The sequence below is a fragment of the Streptomyces sp. NPDC045846 genome, from assembly GCF_056431605.1.
Map to the genome: position 1 here is coordinate 319,471 of NZ_JBWKKJ010000002.1, position 16,133 is coordinate 335,603.

The following is a 16,133-nucleotide window of genomic DNA, read 5'->3' on the forward strand; positions in this document are numbered from 1 at the left end:
TCCGCTCTGTGGTACGACTCCGCCGTCAACGCGCTCATCCTGTCCGGTACTTGGGTGCGGGGGGCCCGGATATGCCGGGCAGGTCGGCGGCGAGCCACTTGCGGTACGCCGTCATCCACGGGCTGCCGCTGCCGCCGTTGCGGTAGTCCACCAGGACCTGGTTGATGCGCTGCACCAGGTCGGTGTTGCCGAGCTTCACCGCGACGCCGTAGTACTCGGTGGTGAACGGGCTGCCCTTCAGCTGGACCGCCGGGTCCTGGGCGGCCTGTCCGGCGGCGAGCGCGTTGTCGGTGACGACCGCGTCCACCACGTTCTGCTGGAGGCGGACCAGGCAGTCCAGCTGGTTGGGGACCGTGAAGTCCTGGTAGTCCGCGCCGTGCGGGTCGGCCTTGAGCGCGTCGAAGGCGGTGGAGCCCGCCGCCACGCAGACCCGCTTGCCCTTCAGCGAGTCGTCGAAGCCCGTGATGGCGGAGGCCTTGGGGGCGAGCACCTGCTGGCCCGCCTCGAAGTAGGCGGTCGAGAAGGAGGCCTGCTTGATCCGGGTGCAGTTGACGGTCATGGTCCGCACGACCACGTCGACCGTGCCGTTCTGGAGGGCGGGGATGCGCTGGCTGGTGGGGATGGCACGGTAGATGACCGCGTTCTCGTCGCCCAGGATGTTCTTCGCGATCGCCTTCACCAGGTCGATGTCGAAGCCTTCGAGGGTACGCGTCGTCGGGTTGCGGTAGCCCCAGCGGAAGCTGTTCTGGTCGACGCCCGCGATCAGCTTGCCGCGCTGCTTGATGACGTCGATGTCGGGCCCGCCCGCCGCGGACGCGGGCAGGCTCGCCTCCGGGTCCTTGCAGTCGTCGGCCCTGGCCTGCACGCCCCGCGCGGTCCCGGGGCCCACCACGCTCGCCGCGTCACCGGTGGTGTGCCCGCTCAGCGGGATCAGCGCGCCCGCGGCGAGGGCGAGGGCCAGTCCCATGCCGGCCACCCCGCCCCAGCCGCGCAGCCGTCCCGCCGTGCGCCGGACCGGGCCCCGGGCCCGGCCGGGCAGGCCGGTGCCGGGGGCGGCCGGGTGTGCCGGGTCCGCCGGGCTCTTCGCGCCGCTCATCTCGACCCCTCTCGCCCGTCCGCCGTCGGCGCGTCCGTTGCCGCTGTCCACGCCGCTCACCTGTACTCCGCGAGCCGGCGGCTGATGCCGACGCCCGCGCCCGCCGCCGCGAGCACCGCGAGGACCGCCGCGCCCACCGGGAGCCCGGTCAGGGCGCCCCTGCCGTCGGAGGCGGCCGTGGTGAACTCGTCCTGCTCGTGCGCGATCGCCGTGTCGAGGGCCTTGTCCACCTGGTCGAAGCACTCGCCGGTCGAGCCCTTCGCGCCGATGACCTGCGTCAGGGCGCCGTCGTAGTCACCACTGTCGTCCGTCTTGCGGGCCGCGGCGTGGCGCTTTTGCCACTCGGCCATGTCGCCCTGGGCGCTTCGCACCGGCGTCCTGCCCGTGCCGTCGTCCGCGAGCTTCACCGCCGCGTCGAGCCTGCCCGACAGCGAGGACATCTCCTTGGTGAACTCCGCCTCGTACAGGTCCTTGCCGTCCGCGGTGAGCACCGCGCCCCGGGCCACCAGCGTCAGGTTCTCGTTGGCGCGCGCCTGGAGCGAGCTGATCCGGGCGTCGTTGAGGACCTTCAGCGACTCCTGGCCGTGCGTGCGCGAGGTGGCCAGGTCGGACGAGGCCACCGCGTGCCCCACCACCAGCCACAGCAGGACCACCGTGGAGGCGGCGGTCGCGGCGAGCAGGCCGTGGTTGAACACCCGGTTGGTGCGCAGGTAGTTGCGCCGCTGGACCCACACGAGGCCGCCGAGCGCGACCAGGCCCACGACGGTCGCCGCGTACGGCCACGCGTCGGCCTGGTCGTAGTCGTCGTAGAGCCGGCCCGTCTCGGCCTCGTACAGCTTCTGCGCCGCGGGCAGCAGGCTGGTGCTCATCTTCTGGTTGGCGAAGCGCAGATAGGCGCCGCCGACCGGGAAGCCCTGCCGGTTGTTGGCGCGCGCCTGCTCGACCAGCCCGTTGTAGAGCGGGAGCTGCTCGTTGAGGGTGGCGATCTGCTGCGTCGACTCGGCCGAACCCGACGTGTTCGCGGCCGCCTTGACCAGCAGCCGCGAGGCGGTCGCGATGTCCGTGTCGTACCGCCGGCGTACGTCGAGGGGCTCCTGGCCGCCCGCGAGGAACCCGCTCGCGGCAGCCGTGTCGGCGTCGGCGAGCGAGCGGTAGATGGAGGCGGCGTCGGCGCTCAGCGGCTGGCTGCGGCTGACCACGTCGTCGGCGGCGGCCGAGCGGTCCGAGATCTCCCAGGCGGTGGCGGAGCCGAAGGCCACCACCAGCACCGCCACGACCGTACCGATGATCCACAGGCGGCCGGGCTCGGTCGAGGCGGCGGCGCGCAGCCTTGCCCAGGGCCTCGGCTCAGCGAGGCCGGGGGTCGCCCCCTCCCGGGACCCGGCCCGGCCCCGGCGCGTGCCGGGTCGCTGCGCCGCGGCCCGGGCCGCGGACTCCCGCGCCTCCGGTTCGCGCACGTTCGGCGGATTCGCCACCTGACCTCCCCCTCGGTCGCTGCCTAGGCAGTATGGCCGCAGGGACCGACAACCATCCAGGGGTGTCTGGATCTTGTTACCTGCGGATGCGTGCCCCTGGCGGTGCCCGCCGGAAACCCCCTTGCCCCCTGCCCCACGTCCCCACCATGTATACGCGGTCCCGGACCATTCGGTTCCCCGGGACCCCGCACCGGCCCGGCTACGCGTACTGGGCGCGCAGCCGCGTGTGGGCCGCCTCGGGCGCGGACACGTGGTCCAGGCCCAGCAGCCCCGCGCCGAGCACGGGCGAGGTGGTCACCACCCGCGGCACCGCCTTGGGGGCCCGCACGGCCAGCAACTCCCGTACGCCGTCGTCCAGTTGGGGATGGCGGGCGGCGAGCACGCTGCCGCCGAGCAGCACGGGCGTCTCCACGCCGAGCAGGCCGAGCCGGTCCAGGGCGACCGCCGCCAGGGCCACGATCTCCTCGGCCTGCCGGTCCACGAGGGAGCGGGCCACCGGGTCCCCGGCCGCCGCGACCTCGAACAGGACCGGACTCAGCTCGTGCCGCCGCGCGACCGGGATCTTCTCGAGGTGCAGCGCCTCGATCAGGTCGTACATCGAGGCGAGCCCGAAGTGGGCGGGCAGCGCGGCCGCGAGCGCGGTCGGCTCGCCGCGGCCGTCCTCGGCGCGCGCCGCGAAGTACAGGGCCTCCTCGGCGAGGCCGCCGCCCCCGCCCCAGTCGCCGGAGATCTTCCCGATCGCGGGGAAGCGGGCGGTGCGCCCGTCCGGGGTCATCCCGACGCAGTTGATGCCCGCGCCGCACACCACCGCCACCCCGCACGGCTCGGCGCCGCCGGGCAGCCCGGCGCGCAGGATCGCGAAGGTGTCGTTGTACACCCGCACCGACTCCCCCCAGCCGCGCGCCTCAAGGGCCGCCGCCAACTCCTTCTCCTCGACCGGCAGATCGGCGTTGGCCAGGCACGCCGAGACGTGCCCGACCCGCAGCGGGCCGGGGTCGCGGGAGGCGAGGTGGGCCTCCTCCACCGTGGTGGCCAGCATGTGCATGGCCACCTCCACCCCCACCGCCGGCGGCCTGAAGCCGCCGCCCCTGGCGGTGCCGAGCACCGTGCCGTCCGCCCCGATCAGTGCCACATCGGTCTTGCTGTTGCCGGCGTCGATCGCCAGCACACTCATGCCCACGCGAGGTGCTCCCGGTTGTGCGCGATCAGCCGGTCGGTGAGCCCGTCGGCCTGGTCGTACTGCCCGACCAGCGGGTGGGCGAGCAGGGCCCGGAACACCCGGTCGCGCCCGCCGCGCAGGGCGGCCTCCAGCGCGAGGTCCTCGTACGCGGTGACGTGCGCGATCAGTCCCGCGTACAGCGGGTCGAGTGCGGGCACCGCCAGCGGGACCGCGCCCGTGGCGTCCACCCGGGCCGGGACCTCGATCACCGCGTCGTCGGCGAGGAAGGGCAGGGTGCCGTTGTTGTACGTGTTGACGACCTGGAAGGGGCTGCCCCCGTTGCCGAGCAGTGAGGCCGCCAGGTCGACGGCCGCCTCCGAGTAGAAGGCGCCGCCGCGCTTGGCGAGCAGCGCGGGCTTCTCGTCGAGCGCCGGGTCGCCGTACATCGCGAGCAACTCCCGTTCCATCGCCGCGACTTCGGCGGCCCGGGACGGCTTGGTGGCGAGCTCGCGCACCACCTCGTCGTGCGCGTAGAAGTACCGCAGGTAGTACGAGGGGACCACGCCGAGCCGGTCGAGCACCTGGCGGGGCAGCCGCAGGTCGTCGGCGATGGCGTCGCCGTGCTCGGCGAGCAGTTTCGGCAGCACGTCGTCGCCCCGCGGTCCGCCGAGCCGCACCCCGAGTTCCCAGGTCAGGTGGTTGAGGCCGACGTGGTCGAGGTGGACCTCCGCGGGTGCCACCCCGAGCAGGGCGGCGAACTTGCGCTGGAGGCCGATGGCCACGTTGCACAGGCCCACCGCCTTGTGCCCGGCCTGGAGCAGGGCGCGGGTCACGATGCCCACCGGGTTGGTGAAGTCGATGATCCAGGCGTCGGGGTTGGTCCGGCGGACGCGCTCGGCGATGTCGAGGACGACCGGCACGGTCCGCAGGGCCTTGGCGAGGCCGCCCGCGCCGGTGGTCTCCTGGCCCACGCAGCCGCATTCGAGCGGCCACGTCTCGTCCTCCTGGCGGGCGGCCTGGCCGCCGACGCGCAGCTGGAGCAGCACCGCGTCCGCGCCCTCGACGCCCGCGTCCAGGTCGGAGGTGGTGACGATCTTCCCCGGGTGGCCCTGCCGGGCGAAGATGCGCCGGGCGAGGCCGCCCACCAGTGCGAGGCGGTCGGCGGCCGGGTCGACCAGGACGAGCTCACTGATCGGCAGCGTGTCCCGCAACCGGGCGAAGCCGTCGATGAGTTCGGGGGTGTAGGTGGACCCGCCCCCCACTACTGCGAGCTTCAATGCGATCAGCCCTTCACTCCGGTCAGCGTGACGCCCTCGACGAAAGCCTTCTGTGCGAAGAAGAAGACGAGGATCACGGGGGCCATGACCAGTACGGTCGCGGCCATGGTCAGGTTCCAGTCGGTATGGTGCGCGCCCTTGAAGGACTCCAGGCCGTAGCTCAGCGTCCAGGAGGCGGGCGTGTCGGACGCGTAGATCTGCGGTCCGAAGTAGTCGTTCCAGGCGTAGAAGAACTGGAAGAGCGCGACGGCGGCGATGCCGGGGCGCGCCATCGGCAGCACCACCTTGATCAGCGTCCTGAGCTCCCCGCACCCGTCGACCTTCGCCGCGTCCAGGTACTCGTTGGGGATGGTCATCAGGAACTGGCGCAGCAGGAAGATGGAGAACGCGTCGCCGAACGCCAGCGGGATGATCAGCGGCCAGAGCGTGCCCGCCATGTCGAGCTGCTTCGCCCAGAACAGGTACATCGGGATGATGATCACCTGGGGCGGCAGCATCATCATCGAGATGACCAGCACCAGCGACAGGTTGCGGCCGCGGAAGCGGAACTTGGCGAGCGCGTAGGCCACCGGCACCGACGACACGACGCTGAGCACGGTGCCGAGCCCGGCGTAGAGCAGGGTGTTCTTCCACCAGGTCAGAAAGCCCGGGGTGTCGAACACCTTGCGGTAGTTGGACCACGCCCAGTGGTGCGGGACCAGGTCCCGGGTCAGGGTCTGCTGGTCGTCCATCAGCGAGGTGAGCAGCAGGAAGACGAAGGGCAGCACGAAGAACAGCGCGGCCGCGACGCCGAGCGAGTGCACCGCGATCCACTGGAGCAGGGCCTTGCGGCGGGCCACCCTGGCCGCCGGGGTGGCGGCCGCGGCCTTCGGTGCCTCCCACACGTACGTCATCTCACTCACCTGCCTGGATCAGTCCGCCGCGCCGCTTGATGAGGAGCGCGGTGAAGACCATGGAGAGGGCGAACAGGACCAGCGCGACCACACAGGCGGAGCCGTAGTCGAAGCGCTGGAAGCCCAGGTTGTAGATGACCTGGGGCAGGGTCAGCGTCGACTTGTCGGGGTAGCCGGGCTCGAACTGCTGGCCCGAGTTGCCGACGTGGCCGGAGGCGACCTTGCCCGCCACCAGCGGCTGGGTGTAGCTCTGCATCGCCTGGATGACGCCGGTGACCACGGCGAACATCACGATGGGCGAGATGTTCGGCAGCGTGACGTAGCGGAACCGCTGCCACGCGGACGCGCCGTCCAACTCGGCCGCCTCGTACTGCTCCTTGGGCACGTCGAGCAGCGCGGCCATGAAGATGACCATGAGGTCGCCGACGCCCCACACCGCGAGCAGGGTCAGCGCGGGCTTGGACCAGGACGGGTCGGTGAACCAGTCGGGCGCCGGGATGCCCACGTCGCCCAGGAGCGAATTGACCGGCCCCGTACCGGGGTTGAGCAGGAAGACGAAGCCGAGCGTCGCCGCGACCGGCGGGGCGAGGTAGGGCAGGTAGAACAGGGTGCGGAAGACGCCCACACCCGTCTTGATCCTGGTGATGAGCATGCCGACGCCGAGCCCGAACACCACCCGGCAGGCGACCATCACGACCACCAGCCACAGGGTGTTGCGCAGCGCGGGCCAGAACAGCGGGTAGTCGCCGAAGACGTACGACCAGTTCTTGAGGCCGTCGAAGGTGGCCGCGCCGAAGCCGTCGTAGTGGGTGAAGGAGAAGTAGACCGTGGAGATCAGCGGGTAGGCGAAGAAGAGGCCGAAGCCGATCAGCCAGGGCGACAGGAACGCCAGGGTGCGCAGCGCCGAGCGGCGGTGCTTGGCGCGCAGTGTGTACGTGCTGCTCATGGCCGGGCTACTTCGCCTGCGCGATCGCGGCGTCGATCTCCTGGGCGGTTGCGGCGAGCCCCGCCTTGATGTCGCTCCGCTTGCCGCTCTCCACCTCGTAGCCGAGGTTCTGCAGCGACACCAGGTACTGGCCGCCGTTGACGGAGGCGGGGCTGGTGGTGGAGTTCGGGTTCTGCGCGATGTCCAGGAAGGTCTTGAAGCGCGGATCCAGCTGGAGCCTGGGCGACTTGAGGGCGTCGAGGGTGGAGGGCACGTTGTGGATGGCGTTGGCGAAGTTGACCACCGCGTCGGTGTTGGTGGTCATGAACTTGACCAGTTCCCAGGCCGCGTTCTGCTTCTTCGAGGTGGCCGCGATGCCCGCGATGGTGCCGGTCAGATAGCCCTTGCCCCAGGTGGCCACCTGGTCGTCCGGGACGGGCAGCGGTGCCACCCCGATGTCGAACTTCGGCTTGCTGTCCAGCGCCATGCCCAGGCGCCACTCGCCGTCCATCGCCATCGCCAACTGGCCCGTGTTGAACGGGTTCTTGTCGCCGTACTCCTCGCCGAAGGAGGAGCGGTACTTCTCCAGCTTGGTGAAGCCGCCGAGGTCGTCGACGAGCTGCTTCTGGAAGGCGAGGCCCTTCTCGAAGGCCGGGTCCTTGGCGATGTTCGACTTGCCGTTCGCGTCGAAGTAGGTCGGCGACCACTGCGCGAGGTAGTGCTCGGTCGTCGTCTCGTAGGCGTGGTAGTTCGGCATGAAGCCGAGCTGCTCGAAGGTGTCGCCCGTGGGCTTGGTCAGCTTCTTGGCGTCCTCGGCGAACTGCGACCACGTCTTGGGCGGCTCGGTGATCCCGGCCGCCTTGAAGGCGTCCTTGTTGTAGTAGAGGGCGTACGAGTCGCCCAGGAGCGGCAGGGTGCAGCGCTTGCCCTGGAACTGGGTGTACTCGTTCATGGTCTTGGGGAACGTCTTCGCCGGGTCGATGCCGTCCTTCTTCAGGAACGGGGCGAGGTCGACGAAGGCGTTGGACGAGCAGAACTTGCCCACGTTGTTCGTGGTGAACGACGACACCACGTCCGGAGCGTTCGAACCGCCCGCGCGCAGTGCCTGGTTGATCTTGTCGTCGTTGATGTCGCCGACGACCTTGACGTGGATGTTGGGGTGCGCCTGCTGGAAGGCGTCCACGCTGGCCTGGATGGCCTTGACCTCGTTGGGGGCGTTCCAGCCGTGCCAGAACGTGATCGTCGTGTCCTTGGACGCGTCGTCGCTCGCGCTGGTGCCGCTCTGGCCCGTACAGGCGGAGGCGAGCAGGGCTATGGAGGCGGTCGCGGCCAGGGCGACGGCCGGGGTCCGGCGGATTCTGGGCATGGCGGGGTCTCCCGACGGGGGTGGTGTGAGGGGGATCGGGTGGGTGTTCAGCGAGTGGTGTCGAAGACTTCGTCGCGCGTGGTGGCCAGCGCCGCCTCCAACGTGCCGCGCAGCACGGGCAGTTGGGCAACTTCCCCGATCACGAGCCGGGGCCGGGAGGCGGCCAGCTCGGCCAGTTCGTGCTGGACGAGCGCGCGCAGCGGCTCGCCCCCGGCGGCGATCAGGCCGCCCGACAGCACGACGAGCTCCGGGTCGAGCACGGCGACCATCGAGGCGAGGCCGGTGGCGAGCCCGGTCGCGAACGCCTGGAGGAGCTCCTTCTCGGGGCCGCGCTCGGCCTCGGCGCCTCGGGAGATCAGGGCGGCGGCCACCTCGTTCTCGCTTCCGCTCGGGAGGTCGTGGACGCCGAGTGCGCGGGCGAGGCGGGGCAGTGCCTGCCCGCCGGCCAGCTCCTGGAAGCCGCCGGAGTTCGCCTTGGTGACATGGCGGACGAGCGGGGCACCGGGCACCGGCAGGAAGCCGACCTCGCCCGCGCCGCCGGTGAACCCGCGGTGCAGCCGTCCGCCGATGACGAGCGCGGCGCCGAGCCCGCCCTCGTTCCACAGCAGCACGAAGTCGTCGTGGCCGCGGGCCGCGCCCAGGCGCTGCTCGGCGATGGCGGCGAGGTTGACGTCGTTCTCGTACTCGACGGGCATCGGCAGGGCCGCCGCCAGCTCGTCGAGCAGGGTGGGGGAGTGCCAGCCCGGCAGGTGCGAGGCGTAGCGCAGCCGGCCGGTGCCGGGGTCGAAGGCGCCCGGGGTGCCGATCACGACCCGGTGCACATCGGCCCGCGCGAGTCCGGCGGCCTTCACCGCGCCGTCCAGGGCGTCGGTCACCTGCCGCACCACGGACTCGGCGCGCCGGCCGGGCGTGGCGACCTCGGACTCCCCGACGACACCGCCCGCCACGTCGGCGACGGCGGCGCGGATCCGCTCGGGCGTGACGTCGAGCCCCGCCACGTGGGCGGCCGTCGCGTTCACCGCGTACAGCTGGGCGTTGGGGCCGGGGCGCCCCGCGGTGGTGCCGGTGGCGACGACGAGGCCCGCCGCTTCGAGGCGGGCGAGCAGCTGGGAGGCGGTCGGCTTGGAGAGGCCGGTGAGCTTGCCGATCCGGGTGCGCGAGAGCGGCCCGTGCTCCAGGAGCAGGTCGAGCGCGGCCCGGTCGTTCATGGCGCGGAGTACGCGCGGGGTTCCCGGGGTAGTACCGGCCACGACGAATCCACCTCCCCCTTCGCCGTTCCCACATCACTGTTAGGAAAGTTTCCTATTCGATGAGAGGAACGTAGGGCGCACGTCAGCGGCGCGTCAATGGCCCGGAGCGCCGCGGCTACCAAAGCGTTACCTGATGCGGGCGGGGGCGTGTGGCGGGGACCGGCCGCGCCGCCTCCCGGCGGCCCCGGCCCAAGCGGGCCCGTTCTCCGGGGAGTTGCCGCCGCGGGCATCGGCGTGGGGTGAAGGTCCGTCAGGAGATAGCGTGGGCACCACCATTGTTCCCTCTCACGGCCTGTGGTCCGCCCTTCGGGGGCGTTCCCGCGGCGACGCCCGGGCCGTGGTGCGAGGCAGCCGCCGGCCGTTGGAAAGGTGATCGTGTGACTCCCAGGCAAGCTCATGGCGAACCGGTGCGGAAGGCCGACGGCCCCGTGCGGGCGCCCTCCCGGCAGCCCGCCGCCTCGCAGCGGCCGGCCGGTCTGACGGGGATGCACGCCACCGTGGGCAACGCGGCGGTGGTGCAGATGCTCCGTCAGGCCGGGCACTCCTGGGCGCAGGAGCAGCACCAGCACGGGGCCGGGTGCGGTCACCGGGAGGCCGAGCCGCCGCAGGTGCAGCGGTCCGCCGTCCACGACGTCCTGCGCAGCCCGGGGCGCCCCCTGGACGAGGCCACCCGTTCCGACATGGAGAGCCGGCTCGGCGCGGACTTCTCCGACGTGCGCATCCACAACGACAGTGCCGCCAAGGCGTCCGCCGCCGAGGTGGGGGCGCACGCCTACACCTCCGGCAACCACGTGGTGGTGGGCGAGGGCGGCGCGGACCCGCACACCCTCGCCCACGAACTCACCCACGTCATCCAGCAGCGCCAGGGCCCGGTGGCCGGGACCGACAACGGCGGCGGCCTCAAGGTGTCCGACCCCTCCGACCGCTTCGAGCGCGAGGCGGAGGCCAACGCCACGCGCGTGATGCGCTCGGCGGTGCGGCCCACGGCACAGGATGCGGCGCGCGGGCAGGAGAACACGCGGGGGACGGGAAGCGAAACCGCCCCCGTGGTGCAGCGGTACACCGAGGTGAAGGCCGGCTCGGTCGCCTGGCGCCTCTCGCAGACCGGGATGTACGCGCTGCGCGGCACCAAGGGAAGCGACCAGTACGTGCTGTACGCGCGCGGCGACGTCCCCGCGCCCCGCTACTGCGAGGTGGCCGAGGGCAAGCGGAAGGCGACGATCGGCTCGGACCAGTACATCCCGTACGTGCCGCTGCACTCCTTCCTTGAGGACTGCTCGCACTCCGCCGAGGAGGTCATGCACGCCAAGGCCCTGGAGATGGGGCAGGACGCCAGCAGCTTCCGCGGCGGCGGGCTGTTCGGCGAGAGCGACAAGAAGAACATCGACCGGGCCCGCCAGTACGCCCAGAACCGCGAGGGCGACGATCACACCGAGGCCCCGGACGCCGGGGAGGCCTTCTCCATCATCGAGACGCAGTGGAAGGGCAAGACCCCGCAGAACTCGTCCAAGTGGCCCTACCACGTCGCCGGCGTCATCGCGCAGGACGGCAGCGACCGGATCACCGTCGAGCAGACGGCGGGCTCCACGGACGCCGACCCCACCGTCGGTGTCGCGGGCATCTTCGACATCTACCACTCGGCGAGCGAGATCGGCCAGAACCTCCCGGAGAGCTTCCACGGGCGGCACAGCGTCTCCTTCTCCACCGGTGCGATCACGGTGACCCTCGTGCCGGTCAACGTGGGCACCCTGGACGCGGACATGGGCCGCACCTCGGGCAACGACGCGCTCAGGAACCGCTAGGGCCCGCGACGGCCGAGGGGCGCCCCGCCGCGGTGTGCGGCGGGGCGCCCCTCGGCGCGCACGGCTACTTCGCCAGGTTCGGATTCGGGTTCGGGATCGGCGTCGTGGCCAGGGACTGCGGGGACGTCGGGTTGCCCAGCGCGGACGGGGCGGCCACGGCGGCCGACGGGTCGGCGGCGGACGGCTCCTCCGCCAGCGGCAGGCCGCCGACGATGCGGATGCCCGCCGCGTCAAGCGCGACCTTGATCCGCCAGCGCAGCTCGCGCTCCACGCTCAGCGCCTTGCCCGGCATGGTCTTCGCCGAGACGCGCACCACCATCGAGTCGAGCAGCACCTCGTCGAGACCGAGGATCTCCACCGGGCCCCACAGGCGCTCGTTCCACGGCTCGTCCTTCGCCATGGACTCGGTCGCCTCGTTGATCACCGTACGCAGCCGCTCCAGGTCCTCGGACGCGCGGACCCGGACGTCCACCCCGGCCGTCGCCCAGCCCTGGGACAGGTTGCCGATGCGCTTGATCTCGCCGTTGCGCACGTACCAGATCTCGCCGTCCGCGCCGCGCAGCTTCGTCACGCGCAGGCCGACCTCGATCACCTCGCCCGAGGCCACGCCCGCGTCGATCGAGTCGCCGACGCCGTACTGGTCCTCAAGGATCATGAACACGCCGGACAGGAAGTCCGTGACCAGGTTGCGCGCGCCGAAACCGATCGCCACGCCCGCCACACCCGCGGAGGCGAGCAGCGGGGCCAGGTCGATGTTGAGGACGCCCAGCACCATCAGGGCGGCCGTGCCCATGATCAGGAACGACGCCACCGAGCGCAGCACCGAGCCGATGGCCTCCGAGCGCTGGCGGCGCCGCTCCGCGTTGACGAGCAGCCCGCCCAGCGCCGTGCCCTCGACCGCCTGGGCGCTGCGGTTCATCCGCTCTATGAGCTTGGTCAGCGCCCTGCGGACGAGCACTCTCAGGACCGAGGCGATCACGATGATCAGGAGGATGCGGAATCCGACGTACAACCACGTCGACCAGTTCTGCTCCACCCAGCCCGCGGCCTCCGTGGCCGACTTCTGGGCGTCCTCGAGCGTCGCGGGCGTGGGCGGTGGCGATCCGTCGGCCAGGACGGCGGACCAGTTCACGGCAGGAACCTCCAGCGTTGCGGTGCCGCGAAGACTGCGGCAGACCCACCACACTATCGGGGCAAGGGCTGTGCTCCGTTGACGTGTTCGAGGGAGGAAGGCGCGGCGCGCGGGAAAGCAGGGGGTGTGGTCGAAAACACTTCGAGCCCGTTACCTGGACGTGGTGGCGCTTCGACCAGCCATGAGGAGAGACTGGAGAGCAGATCGTCCCGGCGCGAGCCACGCGCCGCCGGCGTAATAGGAGGCACCCGTGCCGCATGTCCTGGTCCTCAATGCGTCGTACGAGCCCCTCGGCGTCGTACCGCTCCGCCGCGCGCTCGTCCTCGTCCTCGAAAACAAGGCCGTCAGCCTTGAGGAGTCCGGCGCCTTCATGCATAGCGCGACCCGTGCCGTCGCGGCGCCCAGCGTCGTGCGGCTCAAGAGATTCGTGCGGGTCCCCTACCGGGGGCCCGTTCCGTTGACCCGCCGTGCCCTGTTCGCCCGGGACGGCGGCCGTTGCATGTACTGCGGTGGCGTCGCAACCAGCGTCGACCACGTCATCCCGCGCAGCCGCGGCGGCCAGCACGCCTGGGAGAACGTCGTCGCCGCCTGCCGGCGCTGCAACCACGTCAAGGCGGACCGCCACCTCCTGGAGCTCGGCTGGCGCCTTCGCCACCAGCCCGCCCCGCCCACCGGCCTCGCCTGGCGCATCATCGGCACGGGGCACCGCGACCCGCGCTGGCTGCCCTACCTCCAACCCTTCGGCGCGGACGACGCCCTGGCCCGGATCGACGGCATCTCCGCCTGACGCGATCCGGGCCCTGTCGTTCCCGGGGTCACGGCGTCACGGCGTACGCCTCGACCGACCACAGGGAGCACCCCGCGGCGGACGCCTGCTTCACCACCTGGACCCGGATGAAGCGGGCGTCCCGTGCGTCCATCCGCACCGACTCGCGCCCGCCCTTCCCCGCGTCCACGGTCCCCGCCGTACTCCAGCTACGCCCGTCGGACGACACCCGCACCTCGTAGCGCGCGGCACCGGGCCCCCGCCACTGGAGCACCACCAGGCCGACCCGCGCGGGCCCGGCGAGCTCGGCCTGCCACCAGGCCCCGTCGTCCGGGAGCGAGGCCCAGCGCGTCGCCGGGTCGCCGTCGGCCGCGGCCCGGGCCGGGAACCCGGGGTCCGCGTCACCGGAGGAGGTCGCCCGGGAGCCCGCGATCAGATCGGGGCCGCCGGTGCGCGGGTAGGCCCGCACGGTCAGGGTGGCCTCCTGGCCCGCGAAGGCCAGCGGCACCCGGTACTCGCCCGCGGGCGTGCCCGGCGCCACGCTCACCTCGACCGGCACGCCGGTGCGGGTGCCGCGGGCCACCGTCGTCTCCGGGGGGAGGCGCACCGTGATGCCCCGCGGGGGCCGCGCGGTGAGCGCGCCCCGCACGTCCGCGGGCCCCATCGCCGCCACCGAGGCCGTGATCCGCCGCGGGGCCCCGCCGATGTCGGCGTCGGCCGTGGCGCTGTCCAGGGCCAGCAGGGCCTGCGGGGCGTCCGCGTACCAGGGCACCAGGCGCCGCACCCCCGACGCGTCGCCCGACACCCGCACCGCGTCGGCCCGCACCCCGTTCGCCGCGATCTGCGTCCACCCGGACGCGTCGAGCCGGCCCAGGGTGCGCCAGTCGTCGCCCGGGATGTACGCCTGGACCTCGCCGGTCGTGCCCGGCCGCGCCATCACGGTCAGCGCCCGCACCGGGCGGCCGCCGCCGAGCCCGACCGTGTAGGCGTCCGGCGCCGCGGTGACGTCGGTGCGCGGGTGGTCCGCGCCCGTCCACGCGTCGGCCTCCCGCGCCGTCCGGTCCAGGAACGCGCCGAGGACGCCCTTGCCGACGACGACCGGAGCGGCGGCCGCCGCCTCGCGCAGCGGGGCCAGCGCGAGCGAGGCCCGCCAGGCCGCCGCGCCGTCCCCCGCCGACTGGGCCTGGAGCAGGTCGACGGCGAGCTCCCCGGCCTGCCCGTAGCGGGCCAACTGGTCCAGCCAGGGCGCCAGTTCACCGCCCACCGCCGCGTTCGAGAGGCGCTGCGGGGCCTGCCGCATCACCGTGAACGCGGCCCGCAGCGCGGTGGCCGCGCGATCGCGCGCCGCCGCGTCCGGGCCGGTGCGGGCCTGCCAGAAGGCGTCCATGAGCGGGCGCAGATACGCCGACTCGGAGCCGTCGAGCACCGACGAGGAGTCGTTGCCCGCCAGCGCCGTCAGCGCCTCGCGCACCCGCGGGTCGCCGCCCGCCAGGTCGTCGACGGCGGCCCGCCAGGACGCCTGCGGCTGGTAGGCGCGCGGGTTCCAGGCGAAGTCGGCGGCGGTGAACAGCGGGATGCGGGAGGCGGCGGGCTGCTCCATCGCGTTGGCGAGCAGCGCCGCCGAGCCCGCCGCGACCGCGGGCTCGCGGCCGGTGTACGGGCCGAGGAAGATGCGGCCCGGCGCGTAGTCGTTGACCGGGTAGTTGTCCATCGTGACGAGCGGATGGCCCAACGCGGCCCGCGCGTCGGTCAGTTGGGACCCGGTGATGGTGCCCGGCACGACCCCGACCCCGGTCCAGGCCACCTGGACGCCCGGGTCGAGCGCGGCCGCCAGCGCGTCGCGGTAGGTGGTCGAGCCGTTCTGGTAGTACTCGGTCGGCAGCAGCGACAGCGGCTCGGACCCCGGGTGGGCCGCGGCGAGGTGCGCGGCGACCGCGTCGGCCACCCGGGCGTGCGCCCTGGCCGCGGCCGCCGGGCCCGAGCCGAACGTTTCCGCGTCCGCGTCGCAGTGCCACTCGCTGTACGAGACGTCCTGGAACTGCAACTGGAACGCCCGCACCCCGAGCGCCCACATCGCGTCGACCTTGCGGTTCAGCTTCGCCACGTCGGCGTCCGAGGACAGGCACAGCTCCTGGCCGGGCGCCACCGCCCACGCCAGCGTCACGTGGTTGCGGGCCGCCCGCTCGGCGAGCGCCCGGAAGGCGTCCCGCTGTTCCGCGGGGTACGGGTCGCGCCACTGGGCCTGGCGGTAGGGGTCGTCGCCCGGCGCGTACAGGTAGCGGTTCTGCTTGGTGCGGCCCATGAAGTCCAGCTGGTCCAGGCGCTGTTCGAGACTCCAGGACCGGCCGTAGAACCCCTCGGTGGTGCCCCGCACGGCCGTGCCCGGCCAGTCGCGCACCGCCACGCCCGGAATCCTCCCGTCCCCGTGCCGGTCCCTGCCGATCAGCTGGCGCAGCGTCTGCGCGGCGTGGAACAGGCCGTCGTCGCCGACCCCGTCGAGCGCCACCGTGTCCCGGCCGCCGACCCGGCCGGACCCGATGCGGTAGCCGCCGGAGGGCAGGTCGCCCCGCGCGGGCACCCGCAGGGCGCGCAGTGCGTCGTCGGCGCCGGGCCCGCCGAGCCGGAACACCGGCCCACCGCCCGGCAGTTGACGGTGCAGGGTGCGCACCCCGGCCGCCTTCAGGAGGTCCGCGACGGCCTGTACGGCGTACGGATCGGCGCCCGGGTCCGCGAGCAGCACCGCCTCGCTCCCGAACACGACCGGCGACCCGGCGGGCGTCAGGGACTGGGGGCGGGGCCACACCTCGGGCAGCGGGCCGGTGTCCAGGGCCGGGTCCAGGGCGGTGAGGGCGGGCCCGGCCGGTGCGGCGAGGGCACCGGGCGCGGCCCCGATCAGGCCGCCGATCACGGCGATGGCAAGGGCCGTCGCCCTCTTCCCGCGGCCGAGCTGCACGGGCCACTCCTCACCTGACACTGCGTGAGCCACGAGCCC

General features: G+C 72.8%; 12 protein-coding genes. 2 read left to right on the plus strand and 10 right to left on the minus strand.

From position 1 onward, the window contains the following. Nucleotides 1-34: 34 nt before the first annotated feature. The 8 genes from AC07F3_RS06425 to AC07F3_RS06460 all read right to left on the minus strand — a co-directional run bounded on the left by AC07F3_RS06425 (nt 35) and on the right by AC07F3_RS06460 (nt 9,441). The gene (locus AC07F3_RS06425) at nt 35-967 is read right to left on the minus strand and encodes a glutamate ABC transporter substrate-binding protein (RefSeq protein WP_479111897.1); all 933 of its coding nucleotides are present in this window, start codon (nt 965-967) and stop codon (nt 35-37) included. A gap of 185 nt (nt 968-1,152) precedes the next feature. Then, nucleotides 1,153-2,571 (minus strand): hypothetical protein, encoded by a 1,419-nt coding sequence (locus AC07F3_RS06430; protein ID WP_479111058.1) that lies wholly within the window; start codon nt 2,569-2,571, stop codon nt 1,153-1,155. A 199-nt stretch (nt 2,572-2,770) separates the two neighbouring features. Then, nucleotides 2,771-3,745, minus strand: coding sequence for an N-acetylglucosamine kinase (locus AC07F3_RS06435; RefSeq protein ID WP_479111060.1), 975 nt, complete (start codon nt 3,743-3,745; stop codon nt 2,771-2,773). Continuing rightward, the gene (locus tag AC07F3_RS06440; protein WP_479111062.1) at nt 3,742-5,007 is read right to left on the minus strand and encodes a 6-phospho-beta-glucosidase; all 1,266 of its coding nucleotides are present in this window, start codon (nt 5,005-5,007) and stop codon (nt 3,742-3,744) included. Before AC07F3_RS06440 ends, AC07F3_RS06435 begins: the two co-directional genes overlap by 4 nt. A gap of 5 nt (nt 5,008-5,012) precedes the next feature. Beyond that, nucleotides 5,013-5,900, minus strand: coding sequence for a carbohydrate ABC transporter permease (locus AC07F3_RS06445; RefSeq protein WP_479111064.1), 888 nt, complete (start codon nt 5,898-5,900; stop codon nt 5,013-5,015). Between the two features lies 1 nt (nt 5,901). Further along, complete coding sequence (locus AC07F3_RS06450) at nt 5,902-6,846, minus strand: carbohydrate ABC transporter permease (protein WP_479111065.1); 945 nt, start codon at nt 6,844-6,846, stop codon at nt 5,902-5,904. A gap of 7 nt (nt 6,847-6,853) precedes the next feature. Beyond that, complete coding sequence (locus tag AC07F3_RS06455; RefSeq protein WP_479111067.1) at nt 6,854-8,191, minus strand: ABC transporter substrate-binding protein; 1,338 nt, start codon at nt 8,189-8,191, stop codon at nt 6,854-6,856. Nucleotides 8,192-8,238: 47 nt separating this feature from the next. Further along, complete coding sequence (locus AC07F3_RS06460; RefSeq protein ID WP_479111069.1) at nt 8,239-9,441, minus strand: ROK family transcriptional regulator; 1,203 nt, start codon at nt 9,439-9,441, stop codon at nt 8,239-8,241. A 485-nt stretch (nt 9,442-9,926) separates the two neighbouring features. Here AC07F3_RS06460 and AC07F3_RS06465 point away from each other — a divergent pair, with 485 nt between their 5' ends. Continuing rightward, the gene (locus tag AC07F3_RS06465) at nt 9,927-11,243 is read left to right on the plus strand and encodes an eCIS core domain-containing protein (RefSeq protein WP_479111899.1); all 1,317 of its coding nucleotides are present in this window, start codon (nt 9,927-9,929) and stop codon (nt 11,241-11,243) included. 64 nt (nt 11,244-11,307) lie between these two features. Here the strand turns inward: AC07F3_RS06465 and AC07F3_RS06470 are convergent, their stop codons facing one another. Next, nucleotides 11,308-12,375: a mechanosensitive ion channel family protein gene (locus AC07F3_RS06470; protein WP_479111071.1), complete on the minus strand. Its 1,068-nt coding sequence runs from the start codon at nt 12,373-12,375 to the stop codon at nt 11,308-11,310. A 250-nt stretch (nt 12,376-12,625) separates the two neighbouring features. Between AC07F3_RS06470 and AC07F3_RS06475 the strand changes: the two genes are divergently transcribed. Next, nucleotides 12,626-13,162 carry an HNH endonuclease gene (locus AC07F3_RS06475; protein ID WP_114036812.1) on the plus strand — a complete coding sequence of 179 codons (537 nt, stop codon included), beginning with the start codon at nt 12,626-12,628 and terminating at the stop codon, nt 13,160-13,162. Nucleotides 13,163-13,190: 28 nt separating this feature from the next. On the opposite strand, the gene AC07F3_RS06480 is transcribed toward AC07F3_RS06475, so the two are convergent. Next, nucleotides 13,191-16,094, minus strand: coding sequence for a beta-N-acetylglucosaminidase domain-containing protein (locus AC07F3_RS06480; RefSeq protein WP_479111073.1), 2,904 nt, complete (start codon nt 16,092-16,094; stop codon nt 13,191-13,193). Nucleotides 16,095-16,133: the final 39 nt, after the last annotated feature.